Origin of the sequence: Buttiauxella agrestis (assembly GCF_900446255.1) — a bacterium.
Classification (GTDB): Bacteria; Pseudomonadota; Gammaproteobacteria; order Enterobacterales; family Enterobacteriaceae; genus Buttiauxella; species Buttiauxella agrestis.
The window spans coordinates 3,474,511-3,497,853 of sequence record NZ_UIGI01000001.1 but is presented as its reverse complement, the minus strand read 5'-3'; the positions used below and the strand labels follow the sequence as shown (position 1 = coordinate 3,497,853).

At 49.5% G+C, this 23,343-nt stretch carries 16 protein-coding genes; 5 read left to right on the top strand and 11 right to left on the bottom strand.

Going from position 1 to position 23,343, the window contains the following annotated elements:
- Positions 1–3 precede the first annotated feature (3 nt).
- A complete protein-coding gene (gene nrdA, locus DY231_RS16590) occupies positions 4–2,289 on the bottom strand; it encodes a class 1a ribonucleoside-diphosphate reductase subunit alpha (RefSeq protein WP_034494085.1) in 2,286 nt (761 codons plus the stop codon).
- Positions 2,290–2,643: 354 nt separating this feature from the next.
- A complete protein-coding gene (gene ubiG / locus DY231_RS16585; RefSeq protein ID WP_115630073.1) occupies positions 2,644–3,363 on the bottom strand; it encodes a bifunctional 2-polyprenyl-6-hydroxyphenol methylase/3-demethylubiquinol 3-O-methyltransferase UbiG in 720 nt (239 codons plus the stop codon).
- Between the two features lie 149 nt (positions 3,364–3,512).
- Here ubiG and gyrA point away from each other — a divergent pair, with 149 nt between their 5' ends.
- The 3 genes from gyrA (at position 3,513) to rcsC (ending at position 9,634) form a co-directional block, all read left to right on the top strand.
- Positions 3,513–6,161 (top strand): DNA topoisomerase (ATP-hydrolyzing) subunit A, encoded by a 2,649-nt coding sequence (gene gyrA, locus DY231_RS16580; protein WP_115630071.1) that lies wholly within the window; start codon positions 3,513–3,515, stop codon positions 6,159–6,161.
- Positions 6,162–6,282: 121 nt separating this feature from the next.
- A complete protein-coding gene (locus tag DY231_RS16575; protein WP_034494089.1) occupies positions 6,283–6,669 on the top strand; it encodes an ASCH domain-containing protein in 387 nt (128 codons plus the stop codon).
- A 112-nt stretch (positions 6,670–6,781) separates the two neighbouring features.
- Positions 6,782–9,634, top strand: a complete 2,853-nt coding sequence (rcsC, locus tag DY231_RS16570) for a two-component system sensor histidine kinase RcsC (protein ID WP_115631871.1) — start codon at positions 6,782–6,784, stop codon at positions 9,632–9,634.
- Between the two features lie 151 nt (positions 9,635–9,785).
- On the opposite strand, the gene rcsB is transcribed toward rcsC, so the two are convergent.
- Both rcsB and rcsD read right to left on the bottom strand, forming a co-directional pair.
- Positions 9,786–10,436 carry a response regulator transcription factor RcsB gene (gene rcsB, locus DY231_RS16565; RefSeq protein ID WP_034494092.1) on the bottom strand — a complete coding sequence of 217 codons (651 nt, stop codon included), beginning with the start codon at positions 10,434–10,436 and terminating at the stop codon, positions 9,786–9,788.
- Positions 10,437–10,452: 16 nt separating this feature from the next.
- Complete coding sequence (gene rcsD, locus DY231_RS16560) at positions 10,453–13,110, bottom strand: phosphotransferase RcsD (protein ID WP_115630069.1); 2,658 nt, start codon at positions 13,108–13,110, stop codon at positions 10,453–10,455.
- 862 nt (positions 13,111–13,972) lie between these two features.
- Between rcsD and DY231_RS16555 the strand changes: the two genes are divergently transcribed.
- Positions 13,973–15,082, top strand: a complete 1,110-nt coding sequence (locus tag DY231_RS16555; protein ID WP_115630067.1) for a porin OmpC — start codon at positions 13,973–13,975, stop codon at positions 15,080–15,082.
- A 139-nt stretch (positions 15,083–15,221) separates the two neighbouring features.
- The gene (gene apbE, locus DY231_RS16550; RefSeq protein WP_115630065.1) at positions 15,222–16,262 is read left to right on the top strand and encodes an FAD:protein FMN transferase ApbE; all 1,041 of its coding nucleotides are present in this window, start codon (positions 15,222–15,224) and stop codon (positions 16,260–16,262) included.
- Positions 16,263–16,301: 39 nt separating this feature from the next.
- Here the strand turns inward: apbE and DY231_RS16545 are convergent, their stop codons facing one another.
- From DY231_RS16545 to DY231_RS16515, 7 genes are read right to left on the bottom strand one after another with little or no spacing between them, the layout of a single operon-like run.
- Positions 16,302–17,420, bottom strand: a complete 1,119-nt coding sequence (locus DY231_RS16545; protein ID WP_115630063.1) for a fatty acid desaturase family protein — start codon at positions 17,418–17,420, stop codon at positions 16,302–16,304.
- Positions 17,417–18,523, bottom strand: a complete 1,107-nt coding sequence (locus tag DY231_RS16540) for a sterol desaturase family protein (RefSeq protein WP_115630061.1) — start codon at positions 18,521–18,523, stop codon at positions 17,417–17,419. The genes DY231_RS16545 and DY231_RS16540 overlap by 4 nt, the downstream gene beginning before the upstream one ends.
- The gene (locus DY231_RS16535; RefSeq protein WP_115630059.1) at positions 18,516–19,121 is read right to left on the bottom strand and encodes a phosphatase PAP2 family protein; all 606 of its coding nucleotides are present in this window, start codon (positions 19,119–19,121) and stop codon (positions 18,516–18,518) included. The genes DY231_RS16540 and DY231_RS16535 overlap by 8 nt, the downstream gene beginning before the upstream one ends.
- Positions 19,118–20,401 (bottom strand): F390 synthetase-related protein, encoded by a 1,284-nt coding sequence (locus DY231_RS16530; RefSeq protein ID WP_115630057.1) that lies wholly within the window; start codon positions 20,399–20,401, stop codon positions 19,118–19,120. Before DY231_RS16530 ends, DY231_RS16535 begins: the two co-directional genes overlap by 4 nt.
- Entirely contained in the window at positions 20,398–21,204 is an 807-nt protein-coding gene (locus DY231_RS16525; protein WP_115630055.1) for an MBL fold metallo-hydrolase, read from the bottom strand. Before DY231_RS16525 ends, DY231_RS16530 begins: the two co-directional genes overlap by 4 nt.
- Complete coding sequence (locus tag DY231_RS16520; RefSeq protein WP_115630053.1) at positions 21,197–22,213, bottom strand: NAD-dependent epimerase/dehydratase family protein; 1,017 nt, start codon at positions 22,211–22,213, stop codon at positions 21,197–21,199. Before DY231_RS16520 ends, DY231_RS16525 begins: the two co-directional genes overlap by 8 nt.
- Positions 22,210–23,217, bottom strand: coding sequence for a 3-oxoacyl-[acyl-carrier-protein] synthase III C-terminal domain-containing protein (locus DY231_RS16515; RefSeq protein WP_115630051.1), 1,008 nt, complete (start codon positions 23,215–23,217; stop codon positions 22,210–22,212). Before DY231_RS16515 ends, DY231_RS16520 begins: the two co-directional genes overlap by 4 nt.
- Positions 23,218–23,343: the final 126 nt, after the last annotated feature.

Sequence of the window (23,343 nt, the reverse complement as noted above, 5' to 3'; positions counted from 1 at the left end):
AAGTTAGATTTTACATGCGCCGCTTTCGCAGCCATCGTCCTGGATAGAAGGTGCCAGGTCGTCTTGCGCATCTTCTGCGCCGTCTCGGGTGTTCTGATAGTAAAGCGTTTTGACACCGAATTTATAGGCGGTGAGCAAATCTTTAAGCAATTGCTGCATCGGCACTTTGCCTGATGGGAAGCGCGATGGGTCATAGTTGGTGTTAGCAGAGATCGACTGGTCGATAAATTTCTGCATCAAACCCACTAATTGCAGGTAGCCGTCGTTGTTTGGCAGGTCCCACAGCAGCTCATAATTATCTTTCAGTTTTTCATAATCCGGAACGACCTGACGCAGAATACCGTCCTTCGACGCTTTAATGCTGATATGGCCGCGTGGTGGCTCGATACCGTTAGTCGCGTTGGAAATTTGCGATGAGGTTTCTGACGGCATCAATGCAGAAAGCGTTGAGTTACGCAGGCCGTGGGTTTTGATTGACTCACGCAGTGCTTCCCAATCCAGATGCAGCGGCTCGTTGCTGATCACATCCAGGTCTTTCTTATATGTGTCGATTGGCAGAATGCCTTGTGCATAGGTGGTTTCGTTGAACCACAGGCAAGGGCCTTGCTCTTTCGCCAGCTCGTTCGACGCTTTCAGCAGGTAATACTGAATGGCTTCGAAGGTTTTGTGCGTCAGGTTGTTGGCGCTACCGTCGGAGTAACGAACGCCATTTTTCGCCAGGTAGTAGGCGAAGTTAATCACGCCTACGCCCAGAGTACGGCGGCCCATGGCACCACGTTTCGCGGCAACAATTGGGTAATCCTGGTAATCAAGCAGCGCATCCAGAGCGCGTACTGCCAGAATCGCCAGCTCTTCGAGTTCATCGAGGCTTTCGATTGCACCAAGGTTGAATGCCGACAGCGTACACAGTGCAATTTCACCGTCTTCGTCGTTGATGTCATTCATTGGTTTGGTCGGCAGCGCGATTTCCAGGCACAGGTTAGACTGGCGAACTGGCGCGATAGCCGGATCAAACGGGCTGTGGGTGTTGCAGTGGTCAACGTTCTGAATATAGATACGGCCCGTTGACGCACGTTCTTGCATCATCAGCGAGAACAGCTCAACGGCTTTCACGCGCTGTTTGCGGATGCTGTTGTCTTTCTCGTATTTGGTGTACAGCTGCTCGAATTTTTCCTGGTCGGCAAAGAATGCGTCGTACAGACCTGGGACGTCAGACGGGCTGAACAGGGTGATGTCTTCGCCTTTCAACAAACGGGTGTACATCAGTTTGTTGATTTGCACGCCGTAATCCATGTGGCGTACGCGGTTGCCTTCAACACCACGGTTGTTTTTCAGTACCAGCAGGCTTTCAACTTCCAGATGCCACATTGGGTAGAACAGTGTCGCAGCACCGCCACGCACGCCGCCCTGAGAGCAGGATTTCACCGCAGTCTGGAAGTGTTTGTAGAACGGGATACAGCCAGTGTGGAATGCTTCACCGCCGCGAATCGGGCTACCCAGCGCACGAATGCGACCGGCGTTGATACCGATGCCTGCACGTTGGGAAACGTATTTCACAATCGCGCTGGAAGTGGCGTTGATGGAATCCAGGCTGTCACCGCACTCGATCAGGACACAAGAGCTGAACTGGCGAGTTGGGGTGCGCACGCCAGACATAATCGGCGTTGGCAGAGAGATTTTGAACAGGGAAACCGCATCGTAAAAACGTTTCACATAGCTCAGACGCGTTTCACGCGGATAACCAGAGAACAGGCACGCGGCAACCAGAATGTAGAGAAACTGTGCGCTTTCGTAGATTTCGCCGGTGACACGGTTTTGAACCAGGTATTTACCTTCAAGCTGTTTCACCGCGGCGTATGAGAAGCTCATGTCGCGATCGTGGTCGAGGTAATCGTCCATCTGCTTGAACTCTTCTTCCGTGTAGTCTTCCAGCAGATGTCTATCGTATTTGCCCATCTCAACCATTTTCACAACATGGCTGTACAGTTTTGGCGGCTCAAACTCACCGTAAGCTTTTTTACGCAGATGGAAAACCGCCAGGCGTGCAGCCAGGTACTGGTAATCAGGCGCTTCACGAGAGATTAAATCTGCCGCAGCTTTGATGATCGTTTCATGAATATCAGAAGTTTTGATGCCGTCATAAAACTGAATGTGCGAGCGCAGTTCAACTTGCGATACGGATACGTTGTTTAAGCCTTCGGCGGCCCAATCCAGAACTCGGTGGATTTTATCCAGATCGATGCGCTCAGTGCGACCGTCACGTTTTGTAACCAGCAGACTCTGATTCATGTGAGTGTGTACCTGTCCGTGAAATGAAAAATACCCCGGTTATCCACAGTTAGCGACTTGTGGCTAACCTTGTGGATAAATACTATATGTAGGGGGTTATGGATTACTTGATCACTATATGGTGAGTATTCTAGTAACTAATCGGCTGAGAACAAGTATTGATTTCGAGATGAATTTAAGGTTGTGACAAGCAGAATTTCGCTAAGTCCACGTCACATAAGGCCTGTGACAATTGTCAATGGGATGCAAAAAAAATGATATTTTTGATCGAGTGCTGATTTCTTAAACTTAATGGATAATTGCGCAACTTGATGTTGCGCAAAAACCATAAGATTCACCTATGAGAAAGCAGGTTTATGCTTCGGTATGCAGCATGTAGTTAACATCAACGCCTGGCGCAAGTTTGAAGGTGTTGGTCAGCGGGTTGAAATGTAACCCGGTCATGTGACGCTCGCGCAGTGGAGTCTCATCCACCCAGGACAGCAATTCCGCAGGTTTGATAAACTTTTTAATATCATGCGTGCCTTTTGGCACCATGCGCAGAATGTATTCCGCGCCAACGACCGCCATCAGCCAGGATTTGCCATTACGGTTGAGGGTGGAGAAAAAGACGTGGCCACCTGGTTTGACCAGTTTTGCACAGGCCGCAACGACCGATTTCGGATCGGGCACATGTTCCAGCATTTCCATGCAGGTCACAACGTCGTACTTTCCAGCAAATTTTTCGGCGTGCTGTTCAACGGTTTCCTGAACGTAATCCACCTGAATACCGCTTTCCAGGGCATGAAGTTTAGCCACTTGTAACGGTTCGAATCCCATATCCAGGCCAGTCACATTCGCCCCTTCGCGCGCCATGCTTTCTGCCAGAATTCCGCCGCCGCAGCCAACATCAAGCACCGTTTTACCGAATAACCCACCCGCACGCTGGCTGATATAGCCCAAACGCAGCGGATTAATACGGTGAAGCGGTTTAAATTCGCCTTCTAAATCCCACCAGCGTGAGGCAACGGCTTCGAATTTAGCGATTTCATCATGGTCGACGTTCTGGATTACCGGTTGGTTTTCGGCATTCATGGGGCTGCTTACTCCTTGCTTGTTTCGTGGCGGAAGTATACGAATTATTTAGGGTAGATGTGTAGTTCTTCTGGTTTCCCCACAGTAGGGCGATTGTGTTATAATTTGCGACCTTTGAATCCGGGACACAGTAGAGGGATAGCGGATACATGAGCGACCTTGCCAGAGAAATTACACCGGTCAACATTGAGGAAGAGCTTAAGAGCTCATATCTGGATTACGCGATGTCGGTTATTGTCGGCCGCGCACTGCCAGATGTCCGCGATGGACTCAAGCCGGTACACCGTCGCGTACTTTACGCCATGAACGTATTGGGCAATGACTGGAATAAAGCGTACAAAAAATCCGCCCGTGTTGTTGGTGACGTAATCGGTAAGTATCACCCTCATGGTGATACCGCTGTCTATGACACTATCGTGCGTATGGCGCAGCCATTCTCATTGCGTTACATGCTGGTAGATGGCCAGGGTAACTTCGGCTCTGTAGATGGTGACTCCGCCGCGGCGATGCGTTATACGGAAATCCGTATGTCGAAAATCGCCCACGAGCTGATGGCCGATCTCGAAAAAGACACGGTAGACTTCGTCGATAACTACGACGGCACCGAGCGAATTCCTGATGTTATGCCAACCAAAATACCTAACCTGCTGGTAAACGGTTCATCCGGTATCGCAGTCGGTATGGCAACTAACATCCCGCCTCATAACATTACGGAAGTGATCAACGGTTGCCTTGCGTTTATTGAAGACGAAGACATTACCGTTGAAGGGCTGATGGAACACATCCCAGGCCCGGACTTCCCAACTGCTGCAATCATCAATGGCCGTCGTGGCATTGAAGAAGCGTATCGTACTGGCCGTGGCAAGATTTACATCCGCGCTCGCGCAGAAGTAGAAGCTGATGCTAAAACCGGTCGCGAAACCATCATCGTTCATGAAATTCCGTACCAGGTTAACAAAGCACGCCTGATTGAGAAAATCGCTGAACTGGTGAAAGACAAACGCGTTGAGGGCATTAGCGCTCTGCGTGACGAGTCTGATAAAGACGGCATGCGCATTGTCATCGAAATCAAACGCGATGCAGTGGGCGAAGTGGTTCTGAATAATCTTTATTCTCAGACTCAGCTTCAGACTTCCTTCGGTATCAACATGGTTGCGTTGCACCAGGGCCAACCGAAGATCATGAACCTGAAAGACATTCTTTCTGCGTTCGTGCGTCACCGTCGTGAAGTTGTTACGCGTCGTACTATCTTCGAACTGCGTAAAGCGCGCGATCGTGCGCACATCCTTGAAGGTCTGGCGATCGCTCTGGCGAACATCGACCCAATCATCGAACTGATCCGTCATTCTCCAAATGCGGCAGAAGCGAAAGCAGGCCTGATCGCCCGTTCATGGGATCTGGGCAATGTTTCCGCGATGCTGGAACGTGCAGGTGATGACGCTGCGCGCCCTGAATGGCTGGAACCAGAATTCGGTATTCGTGATGGTCAATATTTCCTGACCGAGCAACAAGCACAGGCGATTCTGGATCTGCGTTTGCAGAAACTGACTGGCCTTGAGCACGAAAAACTGCTCGACGAATACAAAGAGTTGCTGGAGCAGATCGCTGAGTTGCTGCACATTCTGGGCAGCGCTGAACGTCTGATGGAAGTGATCACTGAAGAGCTGGTTGCGATGCGCGATCAGTTTGGCGACAAGCGTCGTACAGAGATCACTGCGAATACCTCTGATATCAACATTGAAGATTTGATCAACCGCGAAGATGTGGTTGTGACGCTGTCCCATCAGGGCTATGTGAAATATCAGCCGCTGACCGACTACGAAGCACAACGTCGTGGTGGTAAAGGTAAATCCGCAGCACGTATTAAAGAAGAAGACTTCATCGACCGCCTGTTGGTTGCCAATACCCACGATACCATTCTGCTGTTCTCCAGCCGTGGTCGTCTGTACTGGATGAAGGTTTATCAGTTGCCGGAAGCGAGCCGTGGTGCGCGTGGCCGTCCAATTGTTAACCTGTTGCCACTGGAAGCAAACGAACGTATCACCGCGATTCTGCCGGTTCGTGAATATGCCGAAGGCATTAACGTATTCATGGCGACCGCAAGCGGCACCGTGAAGAAAACTGCGTTGACCGACTTCAGCCGTCCACGTTCAGCAGGCATCATTGCCGTTAACCTCAACGAGGGTGACGAGCTGATTGGTGTTGATTTGACCGACGGCAGCAACGAAGCCATGTTGTTCTCGGCTGCGGGTAAAGTGGTACGCTTCAAAGAAGACGCCGTTCGTACCATGGGCCGTACTGCAACAGGTGTTCGCGGTATTAAACTGGCGGGTGAAGACAAAGTCGTTTCCCTGATTATTCCGCGCGGCGAAGGTTCAATCCTGACCGTGACGCAGAATGGTTACGGTAAACGTACTGCGGCTGAAGAATATCCGACCAAGTCGCGTGCGACTCAGGGCGTTATCTCCATCAAAGTGACCGAGCGCAACGGCAGCGTTGTGGGCGCGGTGCAGGTGGAAGATACCGACCAGATTATGATGATCACCGATGCCGGTACTCTGGTTCGTACTCGCGTTTCTGAAGTGAGTGTCGTTGGCCGTAACACCCAGGGCGTTATCCTCATCCGTACCGCGGACGATGAACACGTAGTGGGCCTGCAACGTGTTGCAGAACCGGTAGACGAAGAAGAGCTGGATGCTATCGACGGCTCAGTTGCGGAAGGTGATGACGAAATCGCACCAGAAGCAGACACTGATGAAGCTGCTGATGATGAAGTATCCGACGACGCGGACGAATAATCCGAAATTTGTCGTTTGATATGACTTAAAACGCCTGATGCATTCTTTGCATCGGGCGTTTTGTATTTTAATACCATGTATTATTCTAATGAATTGATGGCTCAATTAATAAGGTGAAGCAATGGCTATTCCTGAAAAGTATGAAGACATAGAACGTTGGGCATTCGGTGATACCGAAAAGCAGGCGGATGAACTTGCCAGGCTGGTGCTGGATGGCGTGAAAACGGCTACCTGTTCTAACCTGGACGGCGAGGGCATTGCTCAACCTGGTGATATCTTCGTGGTGGTAGATGGCAAGAATGAGCCGGTTTGTGCGATTGAACTGACGACCGTTGAGATGACCACTTATGAGCAGGTCAATGAAGCTCATGCTCTGGCTGAAGGCGAAGGCGACAAATCGCTGGCTTACTGGCGTAAAGAGCATAAACGCTTCTTTGAAGAATATGACTTATTCTCACCGGATATGACCCTGGTGCTGATGCATTTCAAAGTTATCGAGAAGTTCTGACAGTAATCCTTTGTGGTCAGTGTCATCCACGCTGTTTGCCGTTGCGGGCTATCATTTTTGCGACTACCTTAACGGCATCCAAAGTTTTGCAATTTCCACGACCAGGCTCAATTTGAAATATCTTGTCTCCTTTCGTACCACACTCAAAGTCTCCCGCTACATGTTTCGGGCGCTGGCTTTATTGCTCTGGCTGCTGATTGCGCTCTTTTCGGTGTTCTACATCGTTAATGCATTACACGAAAAAGAGTCAGAAATTCGTCAGGAATTTAATATCAGCTTCGATCAGGCGCAGCGTTACATTCAGCGCACTTCTGATGTGGTGAAAGAACTCAAGTACATCGCCGAGAATCGCCTGACTGCGTCGAATGGCGTGTTGCCGGTCGTGGAAAACGATGACAACAAAGTTGATCCACCGAATTTCATGCCGTTATTCCCTGACTCTGACTGCTCCGCCGTCAGTGCCTCCTGGCGTTCTTCGTTGCAATCGCTGGCGTGGTTCTTGCGCTACTGGCGCGATAATTTTTCTGCAGCTTACGATCTCAACCGCGTCTTTTTGATTGGCGGCGACAATCTGTGCATGGCCGATTTCGGCCTGCGTGAAATGCCGCTTGAGCGCGAAAAAGCGCTGAAAACGTTGCACGAACGCATCATGAAATATCGTAATGCCCCGCAAGATGAGCGCAGCAACAGTATTTACTGGATTGGGCAGGGGTCGCGTCCGGGTGTCGGTTACTTTTATACGCTGACGCCGGTGTATCTTGCGAACCGCTTGCAGGCGCTGCTGGGTGTCGAACAAACCATCCGCATGGAAAATTTCCTGTCACCGGGTTCTATGCCCATTGGCGTGACCATTCTGGATGAAAATAGCCGACCGTTGATTTCACTGACCGGGCCGGAAACACACATCGATCCTGAAAGTAAATGGGTGCAGGAACGTTCGTGGTTTGGTTACACCTCAGGTTTCAAACAATTCATTCTCAAGAAAAACTTGCCGCCATCGTCAATGAGCGTGGTGTACTCCGTCCCGGTGGATATGGTGCTGGAGCGGATCCGGATGCTGATCCTCAACTCGGTGCTGTTGAATATCCTCGTGGGCGTCGTGCTGTTTACGCTGGCGCGGATGTACGAGAAACGGATATTTATCCCGGCGGAAAACGATGCCCAGCGTCTGGAAGAACACGAACAGTTCAACCGTAAAATTGTGGCTTCGGCCCCGGTAGGGATTTGTATTCTGCGTACTCAGGACGGCACAAATATTCTGAGCAACGAACTGGCGCACAATTATCTCAACATGCTGACGCACGAAGACCGGCAGCGGCTGACGCAAATCATTTGCGGGCAGCAGGTTAACTTCGTCGATGTGCTGACCAGCAGCCATACCAACTTGCAGATAAGCTTTGTCCATTCGCGCTATCGCAATGAAAACGTGGCGATTTGCGTGCTGGTGGATGTGAGTGCGCGTGTGAAAATGGAAGAGTCACTCCAGGAAATGGCGCAGGCGTCTGAGCAGGCGAGCCAGTCAAAATCCATGTTCCTTGCCACCGTCAGCCATGAACTGCGTACGCCGCTGTACGGCATTATCGGCAACCTGGATTTATTGCAAACCAAAGAGTTGCCGAAAGGCGTTGATCGCCTGGTGACGGCGATGAATAACTCTTCCAACCTGCTGCTGAAAATTATTAGCGATATTCTCGACTTCTCAAAAATTGAATCTGAACAGCTCAAAATCGAGCCGCGTGAGTTCTCTCCGCGTGAAGTTATGAGCCACATCACCGCCAACTATTTACCGCTGGTGGTGCGTAAACAGCTCGGGCTGTACTGTTTCATCGAACCTGATGTGCCGCTAACGCTGCAAGGCGACCCGATGCGTTTGCAGCAGGTGATTTCCAACTTGCTTAGCAACGCGATTAAATTTACCGACGTGGGCTGTATCGTTTTGCATGTCAGCGTGGAAGGGGATTATCTCTCGTTGCGAGTGCGTGACACGGGCGTGGGGATCCCTGCGAAAGAGGTCACGCGCCTGTTTGACCCGTTCTTCCAGGTGGGGACCGGCGTGCAGCATAACTTCCAGGGCACCGGGCTGGGTCTGGCCATCTGCGAGAAGTTAATCAGCATGATGGATGGCGATATTTCGGTTGATACCGAAGTCGGCATGGGCAGCCAGTTTACGATTCGCATTCCTTTATACAGTGCCAATTATGCCGGGCAATCCGGGGTGGAAGGGTTGCTGAACAAGCGCTGCTGGCTGGCGGTGCGCAATGCATCACTGAGCCAGTATCTGGAATCAATGCTTGCCAAAAACCATATCGACGTTCGGCAGTATCAAGGTGAAATACCCGACATCGACGATATTTTGATTACTGACGATGAGCTGGAAAACGAGTGGCAAGGGCGTGCCGCGATTATTTTCTGCCGTCGTCATATCGGTATTCCAATTGAGATGTCACCGGGGTGTTGGTTGCACAGCCTTGCCGCCCCGCATGATTTATTGCTGCTGCTGGGCCGTATTTACAGCGTTACCGTGACGCTACCGGGTACAGATGCGGAACTCCCGGCGCTCACTGGCACCAATGAACGAAATGACGACATGATGATCCTGGTGGTTGACGATCATCCTATCAACCGACGTTTGCTGGCCGATCAGTTGGGATCTCTCGGGTATCAATGCAAAACGGCGAATGACGGCGTGGATGCACTCAATGTGCTGAGTAAAAATCATATTGATATCGTGCTGAGCGACGTCAACATGCCGAATATGGATGGATATCGTCTGACGCAACGTATTCGACAGTTAGGTTTGACGCTGCCTGTCGTGGGGGTCACGGCGAATGCACTGGCTGAAGAGAAGCAGCGTTGTATTGAGTCGGGAATGGATAGTTGCCTGTCGAAGCCAGTGACGCTGGATATTCTTAAAAAGACTGTCGATCTCTATGCCGCAAGGGTGCGTAGCAGTAGGGAGTTGTAGTTCTGCAAAGCAGGATTAGGGTTTATGCCCGAATAATTCGAGTTACAGCCAGGCGGCAAGAGAACTCATCCCCAGGAGCTTACTAAAGTAAGTGACTGGGGTGAGTGAGAGCAGCCAACACAGCTGCAACTTGAAGTATGACGGGTAGAAATTATTCTTTGTCAGCCGGGGACAGGCTCACTGACGAAAGATAGTTCAGCAACGCAATGTCATTTTCCACACCCAGTTTCATCATGGCTGATTTCTTCTGGCTACTGATGGTTTTGATGCTGCGGTTCAGCTTACGGGCAATTTCAGTCACCAGGAAACCTTCCGCGAACAGGCGCAATACTTCGCTCTCTTTTGGAGACAAACGTTTGTCGCCGTAACCGCCCGCGCTGATTTTTTCCAGCAGGCGTGAAACGCTTTCCGGGGTGAATTTTTTGCCTTTCTGCAATGCGGCCAGAGCTTTTGGTAAGTCGGTTGGCGCGCCTTGCTTCAATACAATCCCTTCGATATCAAGTTCTAATACCGCACTCAAAATCGCCGGGTTGTTATTCATCGTCAGAACGATGATGGAGATATTCGGGAAATGGCGCTTAATGTATTTGATAAGCGTAATGCCATCGCCGTATTTGTCGCCAGGCATTGAGAGATCGGTTATCAAAACATGAGCATCAAGTTTTGGCAGATTATTGATAAGCGCTGTGGAATCTTCAAATTCACCGACAACATTCACCCACTCGATCTGCTCGAGAGATTTACGAATGCCGAACAGGACAATCGGATGGTCGTCGGCAATAATTACGTTCATACTGTTCATGTAATAGGCTACCTTGCTACAGCAAACTCTTGACGTAAGCGTCAATATCGCTGGTATATTTTTGTATGTTGGTAGCATCACTTTCACGAATGTGATGCTCTAACGTTTCACATAACTGCTTGCCGGGTACCAGATTGAGCATTGCAAACACCCCCTTTAAGCGGTGAGCTGTCTGCGCTAACGCTGCGAAATCGTGCGCCGCAGATTCAGTATACAATCTCCTAACATCTTCCGGTACTGTGTCAACAAACAGCGCGTAATAGCCGCTGGCATGAAGTTGCGCATTTTCGTCACCACCTAACGGGGATTCGGATGCACCTTCTTGCGCCAGTTGCTCCTCTATCAGTTGTAGCACCGCATCCTGCATGGCATTGCTGATATTAAAGTTAACGCGGAATTGGCCTGGGCCAATTTTCCGCATTCCGTTCTCATCATCGCTTAAAAGCAAACCAGAAGATGTAAGATTAGACGGATTATCTGTCAGGAAGATATCAAACTCTTGACTTGCCAGTCTTTCATCCGGGGTGATGCATTGTGCTCCCCAATTCTCCAGCAGACGAGTGACGATATTCCGCACTTCATTCGAGGTGATATCAATCATTGCCACGACATCATCAAGCAATTTCTCTTCCTGTTCTTCGTGCTGCGGCTCTGCCGTCATTTTGATGTGCAGGTTATAGCGCGTACCAATCCCCTCACGGGTTTTAATATTCAGATGCCCGCCTAATTTGCGTGACAGCTGGTTGCACAAATAGAACGTTAAGCCGTTGGCTTGCCCGTAACGATCCTCGCTGGTTTCGTTAAGGAAAGGGAAGTGAAGATTATCGACTTCGCCATGACTAATGCCTTCGCCGGTGTCCAGAATACGGAACAGTAAACGGTCAGGACCGGATTCTTCTTCGGTGATATCCAGAGTGATTTTACCAATCTGAGTGGTCGTCACCGAGTAATTGAGCAGTAATTGCAAGGCTTTGCGCAAGGCTTCGCGGTCGCCATGACGTTCTTCATCCGTTGTCAGGTGATTATTTATCAGCAGCTGCAAACCTTTGCGTTTGATAATTGGCAGCATTTCCAGGGCGACTTCATCAATCAAAGGTTGGATGGCAAACTTTGTGGCATTGGTTTTCCATGCGTCGGTTTCGAGCATATTCAGCAACTGAATTTCATCCACCAGACGCGCAATACTTTGCGCTTCATTAGCGACGACACGCGCCTCTGGAGTGTTTAACGCGCTGGCATGCTCTGCAATACTCTTCACCGGAAGCTGTAACGCCTCTCCGATATGCCGCATGAACGCGATGCGTCCTTGCTGATTTTTCTCGTATAAACGTTGCGCTTGTTTGAGCTTTTTATTCACCAGAATTTCGCGGTCCTGATCGCGAATCACAAAAATCTGCGTGCGTGGAGCAATCTGACTACGGAACTGCCGGATTTCGTACAGTTCGTTATTGATCGTGGCTTGAATCACACCCTGATGCTGATCGGCCATCGCAATAATGTTTTGCAGATTCAGATGCGGCAGCAGATGGTCGGCAATTTTATTACTAATGACCGTACGGTTAGAGTCCAGATCATGCACCAGCAGGCCAAGTGGCAGTTGCGTGACAATCTCTTCATTTAAGGCTCGCAGGATTTGTAACTCGGCGTTGCCGCTTTGGGTTTCGACAGGGCGCGCAGCCTGCTGGCGGAAAGTCGTAAAGCCAAACAACGCGAGTGCCAGCAGGCCGATATTAAGCAGCAGTGGCAGCAAAATATTCTGCAAGGTGTCCATCAACAACGTGCCAAGTGGAACCTGCCACACCAGACGCAAATCGGTAGTGGCAAGCGGCGAAGCAATTTCGATTTTCGCGCCGTTAAAGTTAATGGTGATGCTATCCGGTCCCTCTTTATCGGCACTCTTGCCCGGAAGCTGGGCATCATTATTTTCCAGACGGAAACTATCCAGTGACATCGTTGGCGGAATTAAATCGTTAATCGGCAAATCAAACGCGACGACGGTTGCCAGATGCCCCGGCTGGTTAAAGGTCGTGCGCAGGGTGAAGTAATGGCCGTTTTGCCAGGCCAGATGGCGTAATGAAGAGAAACTCTCACGTTCATCAAGCGCGTTGGCCTGTTGCAACATCTCGGCACGACGTGAATCGACAATGGAACCTACGCCACTCTCCTTAAGGCCGGATGAGAGATCTTTAAGCGGCAGGGTAGAAACCAGGATCATGCTGTTGTCCTGGCCGTTTAAATAATACATCGACCATGGGCTATTTTCGGCACCCCACAGCGTATCGAGATAGGTCGAAATACGTTGGGTCATGTCCAGGGTTGAGCTGTCGTGAGAGCCAAAAATCAGGGCTTCGGTTTTGCGGCGAGGTTTCTCTAAATAATAAACATCCTGGCGCAGACGGGTTTCTTGCAGACCTTCACTTGCCGGAGATGTCGACACGGCAATGTTGTCATAGATTTGCCAGGTGGCGTAACGGTAGGTATCGATGCGCTTATGCAGCGCGTGCGTGATATCTACAATCTGATAGCTCTTATCTTTCAGCCAGGTGTTGACGGCGCTTTGCACCATGACGCCCATGGCAACGAGCAATATCACGATCAATAGCAGAAAGAAGCGCGTGATATTGCCGGGGATAAGCGAAAATTTATTAGGGATCATACTGTCTGACTGACTCATTGTTAGCGCGCAACCCGGCGAGCATTCGCCACTTTAATAAAACCACTGTTCTGTTCTACCCGCAGATAAGCCTGACAGACGGTAGAACTGTCACCAAAAAACCAGCGCTAAGAATACCTTTATCAGGCACTGGCGTCATCGACTCTCTTTGAAACCCAACGAGTATAATTCCAAATGGGTACATTTCCAGGTTACTGAAAATTAGCCAGAATGGGAACGGTAAACGGCGCGTATTTTGTACGATTGAGGTGGGGTGTTTTTGTACAAAATAATCACGTCTGTACAATTATTATATTTGAAATGATTTTTTATTTTGCTTTTCTTCTTAGAGAAAGTTCCTGCTAAGCGAAGCGGCATTAATCGTATCGAGGGTGGATTTCTTAATAGTCATTACATTTTTGAAGGGAGTAGCACAGAATGATTAAAGTTACGTAAAGAAGCGTAAAAAAAACCGGATGCAAGCATCCGGTCCAAAATAGGGGTAAACAGACATTCAGAGATGAATGACGGTAATAAATAAAGTTAATGATGATAGCGGGAGTTATTTTATATATAAATCAGCAGTATGTTTTATCATTCAGTGCTACTGATTTTATTTTGCAGTAAGTATTTGATTTTTCTTTTGGTTTTATTTGTTTTAACTTTTAGTGCTTATATAATTGTCTTTTCGTGCTGAAAAAAGTTCCATCATATTTACATTTTGAAACACCTATATGGATAAATGAAACATCTCTATGGTTTTAGTATCATATTCGGATTGGATTAATCTGTATTTGTTTTGGACAATGGGTTCGCCGACTGATTGGAAAAACAATCAGTAAGCAGTGGCATATAAAAAGGCATATAACAGAGGGTTAATAACATGAAAGTTAAAGCACTGTCCCTCCTGGTTCCAGCATTGCTGGTAGCAGGCACCGCTCATGCGGCCGAAATTTATAACAAAGACGGCAACAAATTAGATCTGTACGGTAAAGTAGATGGCTTACATTACTTTTCTGACAACGATGGTCAAGACGGTGACCAGTCTTATATCCGTATCGGTTTCAAAGGCGAAACTCAGATTAATGACCAACTGACCGGTTACGGCCAGTGGGAATACAACGTTCAAGCAAACAACACCGAAGGCAGCAGCGATCAGGCGTGGACTCGTCTGGGCTTTGCAGGTGTGCGTTTTGCTGACTACGGTTCATTCGACTACGGTCGTAACTACGGCGTTGTATACGACGTAACTTCATGGACCGACGTTCTGCCAGAATTTGGCGGCGACACTTATGGTTCTGATAACTTCATGCAATCTCGTGCAAACGGCGTTGCAACTTACCGTAATACCGACTTCTTCGGTCTGGTTGACGGCCTGAACTTTGCTCTGCAATACCAGGGTAAAAACGGCAGCGTTTCTGGTGAAGGTTCTACAGCTAACGGCCGTGGTGCTCTGAAACAGAACGGTGACGGCGTTGGCGGTTCCCTGACTTATGATCTGGGCGAAGGCTTCAGCATCGGTTCAGCAATCTCTAGCTCCAAGCGTACTACCGACCAGAACAGTGCTGCATACCTGGGTGACGGCGATCGCGCTGAAACTTACAGCGGCGGCATGAAATATGACGCTAACAACATCTATCTGGCAGCGCAGTACACCCAGACTTACAACGCGACTCGCTTCGGTGGCGGTGACTCCCTGGTTTCTGGCTTTGCTAACAAAGCACAGAACTTTGAAGTTGTAGCTCAGTACCAGTTCGACTTCGGTCTGCGTCCTTCCGTTGCTTACCTGCAGTCTAAAGGCAAAGACATCGAAGGTTACGGCGACCAGGATCTGGTTAAATATGTTGATGTTGGCGCGACTTACTACTTCAACAAAAACATGTCTACCTACGTTGATTACAAAATCAACCTAATGGATGACAACAACTTCACTCGTGATGCCGGAGTTAACACCGATGACATCGTAGGTGTTGGTCTGGTTTACCAGTTCTAATTCCTGCTTACGCAGTATGAGTTGTAAAAGGCGCCTTCGGGCGCCTTTTTTACGTCTGAAGCCTCAACAACCTTTACTTTTAAGCCAATTTTTTTGCCAGTTGGTGTACCCTTTTGCGCTCAAACAGGAGAGAGAAACAATGGACTTACGATTACTACGCTATGGCCTGTTTGCCATAGTTCTGGGCGCTTTAGCAGGCTGTGATAACCCAACGGCCAAAGGCAATTCCGGCATGGTGCTGGAAGGCAAAACCATGGGCACCTACTGGCGTGCCAGTGTTGCGGGCATGGACAATGCCCGTCAGACGGAACTGCGCGAAAAAATCCAGGCGCAGTTAGACGGTGATGACCGCTTATTGTCGACCTATAAAAAAGATTCAGCGCTCTCGCTTTTCAATCAGTCGGTATCAACCCAACCCTATCCGGTTGCCGAAGCGATGAGCGATATTGTAACCATGGCCTTGCGAATCGGGGCGAAAACAGACGGCGCGATGGACATCACCGTTGGGCCGCTGGTAAATCTGTGGGGATTTGGCCCGGATAAACAACCCGTCAAAACGCCGGATCAGGCACAAATTGACACCGCCAGAGCGCTAACCGGTTTGCATCATCTGACGGTGATTAACCAGGCCGGGAAACAGTTCCTGCAAAAAGATCTGTCTGGCTTGTATGTGGATCTTTCGACGATGGGCGAAGGTTACGCGGCCGATCATCTGGCGCGTTTAATGGAACAAAACGGTATTAGCCGTTACCTTGTTTCCGTCGGTGGTGCCGTGGTAACTCGTGGCACTAACGCTGATGGCAAAGCCTGGCGAGTCGCTATCCAGAAACCTACCGACCGTGAAAACGCGGTACAGGCGGTGGTTGATCTCAATGGCCATGGAATCAGTACCTCCGGAAGCTATCGCAATTATTACGAACTCGACGGCAAGCGCCTGTCGCACGTGATTGATCCCAAAACCGGCCAGCCAATTCAGCACAAACTCGTTTCGGCAACAGTGATTTCCCCGACCGCCATGGAGGCTGATGGATGGGACACCGGCCTGATGGTGCTCGGTACGGAAAAAGCGAAGCAGGTCGCAGAAAAAGAGGGGCTGGCAGTCTATTTGATCACCAAAGAGGGCGATAGTTTTACCACGTGGATGTCGCCGCAGTTTAAAACCTTCTTACTCAGCGAGTAACCCTGGTACTACCCCTGCCAACCCAATGACTTACTGATGTCATTGATCGTTGTCACCTGGCGAATTCTGGGGGGTAACCCCCATCTCTTTGAGGTAACGGTACTGAAAATGCAGCAACTCACTCACGCTCAGATTTTGGTAATCCAGATCGAATTGTGCTGCTACATCAGCGATTAACTGACTTAACTCAGGATAGTGGCGGTGATTCCAGTGAGGGAAAAGATGATGAGTCAGATGCAGATTAGCCCCACCGAGCCAGTAACCTACCCAGGTAGGTCGTGTGTGCCAGTCAAATGTGGTAGCGAAAATATGCTGATACCGGTTATGCGGCATATTGCCTTGCTCGGGTGCTTCGAAAAATTTCGCTTTAGCCCAGTGGGTTCCGACGAGAATGATCACAAACAGCAACGACGCAATCATCTGGCAAAAAAAGTAGATCATCACAATGACGGGCAGGCTGATACTTTTAGGTAGTACCAGAGTCGGAATAGCCAATGCCAGCATAAAATGGCTGCCCTTGCTGCCCAAAAAAATAGTCCATCCTGTGATCCCTTTGCGCGCCAGTCTTTCGGTTACTCGGGTTTGTCCGGCGCGATCTAACCAATCTACCAGCCAGATATACCAAGGAAAAGTTAGCGCGGCAACGACAGGCCAGTACCAGTGCTGGAGACGCATGAAAGGTTTCCATTGTTGAAAAGGTGTTTGACGCAATACGCCATTCTCATCAATGTCAGGGTCGTAACCGGAAATATTGGTATGAGTATGATGAAAAATGGCATGACGCACTCGCCAACTCTCTGGATCAAGCCCAAGAGGAATAGAAACCAAGCGGTTAATCAGTACGTTTGCCCAACTGGCGCGGAAAAAGGCATTATGAGAGGCATCATGCATTACATTAACGATCAGTAGCATACCGCTAAATATGAAGCCAAAGTACCAACCAAAAAAAGCCATACTTGTAGATTGTCGCAGGCTCATCCAGTAGCAACCCAAGCATATCAGCACCAGAAACCCCATTTTGGCAATGGTAAGTCCATCGGCGAAACGATGATCGTTTTTGTGGCGGAGATACTGATGTACCGCCTGTTTCAGCGCTTTATGTAATTCTAAATCATTGGGTTGGTAGGCCAGAGGCCTTAATGCTGTCTTGTGCTTCATATATCGCTCCTGGCTACAGCCTGTCGGCCCCAGCCGCATAACATGCCAATACCATGCAGCGTTAGCACCGACATCGTTCCAACCCAGAAAATCTGCGTCCAGCCTAGTGCTACGACAAACAGCAGCAGTAACGCAAGCGTCAGAGCAAACCACATCACAACGCCCCAATACTGCCCCTGGGAGATAGCACCCAGTGCGACCGGGCCGATTGCCAGAAGCACAAACAGTGCGATTTGTGGTACAGAGACATTGTCGTAGCCGTAGCCGTATAGATGGATATAGCCCAGCACCAGCGCAAACAGCGGGATAGTTCCACAAAAAAGCATCCATGAAGAAATCTTGAACTGGCGTGGCGACGACTGGCGGTTCAAAAAGCGCCAGAAAGGACGATTACTTTCGATAAACGGATTGTTTGTCGGTGGATTGCCTTTAACACCATAGCAATGAAGCTCCTGCGGCAAAGTTTTAAACGTGCCAAAAAGCTTATCCCAGAAAATAAATGTACCACCGTAATTGCTGTCCGCGTAGGTGCGTTCATTTATGTGATGCACTCTGTGGTGGGTGGGAGTGACAAAAATCTTTTCCAGAAAACCGAGTTTTGGTGTCAACGCATTGTGGTTAAAGAATTGGATGGTGTAGTGAAAAATTGACATGCTCAGATATACGCTCAGCGGTACACCCAGCCAGGCCAGCGTAATGAAAAACGGGATCGAGGTGAGCGACGAGTACCAAGAATTCCGCACTCCCAGCGACAAATTGTAATGCTCTCCCTGATGATGCACGACGTGCACCGCCCAAAGTAAACGCAACTGATGATGTAACCGGTGGAGCCAGTAGAAAGCGAAATCCCATGCAAATAGTGTAAAACACCAGACCCAGACTGGCGCAGTATCAGCAAATAATCCCAGGCTAAAGGAGTTTAATACCGCGCTAAAGCAGATCACTTCCAGGCCACGAAACAGCCAAAGCATAATATGCCCTGAGTTGAGGTTGAAAATCACGTCGTGCCAGTCAATCTGATGTTGACCGTTCAGGTTTAGCAGCACTGCTTCTGCGACAACAAACACCAACATAAATATGAAGGGCAAGGTTAATTCATTCACCAGACAACTCCTTTTTGTGTGTCAATCGCTGTGCCAGTGCACCGGCGATCCATGCCAGAACCACGCCACCTATCAGGTCGATAAATAAATGGCGCTTTAGCTGCAAAATAGAAAAGGCTATGACGAAGCCCCAGAGCATAAGGACCCAAGTCGTGAAACTCTGTCGGGATTTAGCTACCGCCCACACAGCAAGCAGGGTCAGAGTGACATGTAACGACGGTAGACAGTTTTGTGTCGAATCTGCCGCAATCAAGCCTTTTAGCAATTTTGAGGTTAGGCCATGCCCAGTATCGACGGGTGCCTGTAACGTGGTCGGCCACAGCAAATACACAGTACCTGCGCCCAGCGCGGCAATCTGCATCGCTCGGGCTAGCCAGCGCACGGCATTAAGCGGTGCCAGGAAATAGCCCAGAGGGATAATCAAGAAAAAGGAGAGATACGGCCAGATAGCGTTTGCCGAAAAAGGGATGAACTCGTCAATCCATGACGGCGTGATAACCCGTCCGGTACCCTGTAGATGGTCGGTCAGATGATAAATCACGCCGACAAATCCCCACCCCAGCAGCAACTGATTGGCGCGATAAAACTGGTTTTTCATGCAACGTCCTTGCGGGTGATACGCCGCCTTTTGCTGTCGAACTGCGGGATTAGCGTTGTGCTTTCCAGCTTCCAACTGAGTTTTTGCGTATCAATGCCTTGCTGTTGCAGCATCGCCTGCAATGCAGCTTTACAATGTTCAAGCTCAGTCATTGAACAATCAGCTAGCAAATGCAGAGTGGTTGCACCGTGTTGAATGAGTCGATAATCCACCGTCAGAGGTAGGGAAATCGCCAGAGCTCGGCTACAAAGATCGGCGAATACGATTTGTGAATCCCCCTGACAATTAACCAACTTGAGTTGATCATCCCAACGGCCTTCAATGTGGCTTATCGCTCGGGCGGGATTACCACAGGGGCAAATTTTGTTACTGGCAACCAATACATCATCCAACCGATAACGGACGATAGGTTGAGTCTGGCGGGTGAAATCTGTGATAACCGGTGTGAAGCGCTGCTCATCAATCCACAGTGGTTCTATGTGCAGGCATTCTTCATTCAGATGCAAGGTTCCATGTGAACAGGTGGCAGCCAAAAAACCCTCTGTTGCCTGGTAGACTTCCCCCACGTTACCAAAGACCTCGTTCAGAAGCTGGCGGTCTTGTTGCTCCAGCACTTCCGCCACCGAAATAACCTTTTTCACTGGCAGCGTCAGTTCACCACGTTTTACGCGTAACGCCAGTTCGCGCAACACCTGCGCGGGCGCGACAATAATCGTGGGAGACTGTTGTTCAAGCGGGGAGTAATGAGAACACATCGGCTGAAAAAGGTCGTAAAAAGCCAGACTCAACCAGCGATTATTCACGCTCTGATACAGGTTGTTATTGGCGCGCAGAAACAGGGCAACCCTCTCTCCAGCAAACAAACCGTCTGGTAGCATTTTCGCCAGCATCCCCGCAGCCCAAAGTTGTTGCTCCTCAGGGTTGACGACGAATACACCCCGTTGACCTGAAGTCCCTGACGAAAGCCCGACGCTGAACCTGCCGCTCTTCCGGGAAAAATCGCGATCCTTTTCGCATTTCAGCGCGCAAGCAAGCAGTTTGTTACGCCGTAATCCTTGGGTGTTCATTTCGTCAAAGTTTTCCATCATCAGTGACTTATCCATTAAAGGCCAATTGCTGATGGGTTGAGAAATAAAGCGGTTAAACCAAGGGCTTTTGGTCAGGATTCGGCGAGTGAAGTGTCTGAGTTGTACCTGTTGGTATTTTTCCAACGCCTCGCGATTGGCAAAGCGGCGGTAACGAATACGAAAATAATGCCAGAGGGTACGAAACGGGATCATAAATCTCCCTCATGACATAACCGAATTTCACACTTTCCGCCCCGCCAGAGCTGGTTGAGTTGTTCCAGGGTCTGGTAAAACGCATATGAATTATCTATCACTATATTGGCTATACGGGACGGGCCACGCAACATCTGATAACTTACTGGCGACCAGGCTGCATCGCTGGCAAGCAATACCCAGCCATCATCCGTTTGCACAAATGCCCCGGTGTGTCCGGCCGCATGACCGGGTAGTGGCACCAGAATCACTTGCCCCTGGCTACCAGGTAATTCATAGCCTCGGGCAAAAGGAGTCAACTCTGCGGGCAGTGCAACGCGGGTGAAACTTTCAAAAAACTGTACTGAATCTTCGAATGACTCCGGGACAAGTCCCGGAATAAATGCCTGTCGCAATGCCGCCAGCCCGCGTAAATCACGGGTTTTCTGCCAGCCTTCACCGGAGCATATAAAATTGGATTCGGCAAAATCACGCAGTCCGGCAACGTGGTCAGCATGAAAATGGGAAAGGATCACCCCTTGAATATCCCTGCGGGCGTAGCCTTGCTCACGCAACTGGGCTGCCAGTGATTCTCGTGGGTCAAAATAGACTGGCGTGATTTTTCGATACAGTTGGAAAATACCCGAACGCGTATAATGCTCAAACCAGGTTGCGTAGCCTGTATCCCACAGCCAGCATTTATCTCCCGCTTTAATTAAATAAGCGCGAGCCGGAAATTTACAAACCCGAAAACCAGCCCCTTTCAATGCCATGCAACCAATATGGGTGCAGTAGCCTACTTCGAAGGTTGTGATATTAGCCATGGCGACCTTTTCCTTGTACCCGCAACCATTCGCCAGTCAACTCAATACCTTTTTCGAGTGAGTAGAGCGGGTGATAACCTAGCTCATTAATGGCCCGTTGAGAACTCAGTGTCATATCAAAATATACCGCGCCAACGCTGTAACGCGTGAGCAACGGCTCTTTGCCGGTTACTTTAGCGATCAGTTCCATAATTGATGCAGCCATATGCAGCAAGCTATAGGGAAGCGCTCGCAAGGTACAATTATAATTAAGCTTCTGATTTAGAAGTGAATCTACTATATCTGCCAATTTTTCTGGTTGATGGTTTGTGATGTTATAAACTGAGCCGGAATGCAGGCTTTGATTACGGGTAGCTAAGTCCATTGCATGCACAACATTGAGTACAAAAGTGAGATCAAGCAGTGCCTCGCCCCCGCCAGGCAAATGCAGGACATTGCGTTTTGCACTGAGTTGTTGCATTAAACGGGGCACAATCACTCGGTCGTGTGGGCCAAACAACCCACGGGGACGAAGGATCACGTAGATGGTGTCAGGGAAACGATCGACCGACTTTTTCAGTACTTGTTCAGCAGCATATTTGCTGGTGGCGTATTGGCTTGAAAAACGGCTGGCCCGGCAGGTTTCCACCAGATTGTGATGATGGCGAAAATCGAAATACACCGCTGGTGATGAGATATGCACAAAGCGTTCTACTCCTTCTCGCCCTGCAGCGAATGCCAGTTTTTCGGTGACAACCACATTAGTATTGAAGAACTCTTGCGCCTTGCCCCAAGGGGATGATTTTGCTGCACAATGCCAGACGGCATCACACCCCTGTACCAGATGAGAAAACATTTCATCCGTGCTCAGGGTTAAATCCTGGGCAATAAACATCGCTCCGAGAGCCTGTAATTCTGCTCCCACCTGCCGATTACGGCCAATGGCAATTACCCGATGTCCTTCCTCAAGTAACCATTGTGCTGCATTTCGCCCCAGCCCGCTGGTTGCACCGGTGACAAGAATTCTCATGGCTGAATAATCATTCCAGCCAGTGTCAATCCCGCGGCTGTGCCAATCAGCATTACGGGCTCACCGGCATTAAAACGGCCGGTAATCATCGCTTCATGTAGTGCGGTAGGAATAGATGCCGCGACCTGATTACCATGATAGCGATAGATATCAATCAGAACGTCATTCGAAACATGCAGACGCTTGCGCATATGTTCCAGAGATAAATGGCTGGCCTGATGGGGAACTACGGTGGCAATGTCATTCAGGGTCAGTTTGCTTTCATCCAGAAGGCGTTGGAAAAAATCTTCGATAATAGATGAGGCGTGACGAAACAGTTTTTTTCCCTGCATCTGGAAAAGGAAATCGGCATCTTCCATGCCAGCTCGTGGGTTGCATCGCGTTCCGCCAGCGCGTATTTCACACAGTTCGCTTCCGGAAGGATACATTTCCACCAGACTACCAAGAATACGACTTTGACCATCTCCACGTTCAACGATGGCGCAGGCCGCGCCGTCACCGAAAATTAACGAGGACTCTTCATGGTTCCAGTCGATACCGCGCGAAGCAATATCGGCGCTGACGATAGCAATGCGTTTATAGCTGCCAGTATTCAGTAAACCAGAGGCGACTTGCAGGGCTGAAATAAAGCTCACACAACTACTGTTGATGTCAAAACCCGCTGTTCCGGGTGCCAGTCTGGCGGCTTTCAGGATATGTACCGCAGTGCAAGGCAACGCCTGGTAGGCAATGGCAGAAGCTGAAATTAAGAGATCAATGGAAAGAGGATCAATGTTTTGGCGGTCAAGAGCATCATTCAATGCCGCCGCGGCCAGAACTGCCTGGCTGGCATTCTCACTGGCATGGAAACGATATTTTATGCCCGAGCGCTGTTCGACATATCCCACAGTTTTACCGAGCTTTCGATCCAGGGTTGAAGATTCCACCTTATCAGGCGGCAACGCAACTCCAGTGGCTATAATCCTTAACGCACCAAGAGGGCAGGAATAAGGTGAGGTGGGCATGTGTAACTGTTTCCCTTTACTACGTATGGCTATTGAGTGATTTTACTCGGGCGGAAGTATAACTTTGCAGCATAAATAACCTAGTCTTAAACCGGCCTTTTGGGATTAATCTTGTAGGCAGAGCGT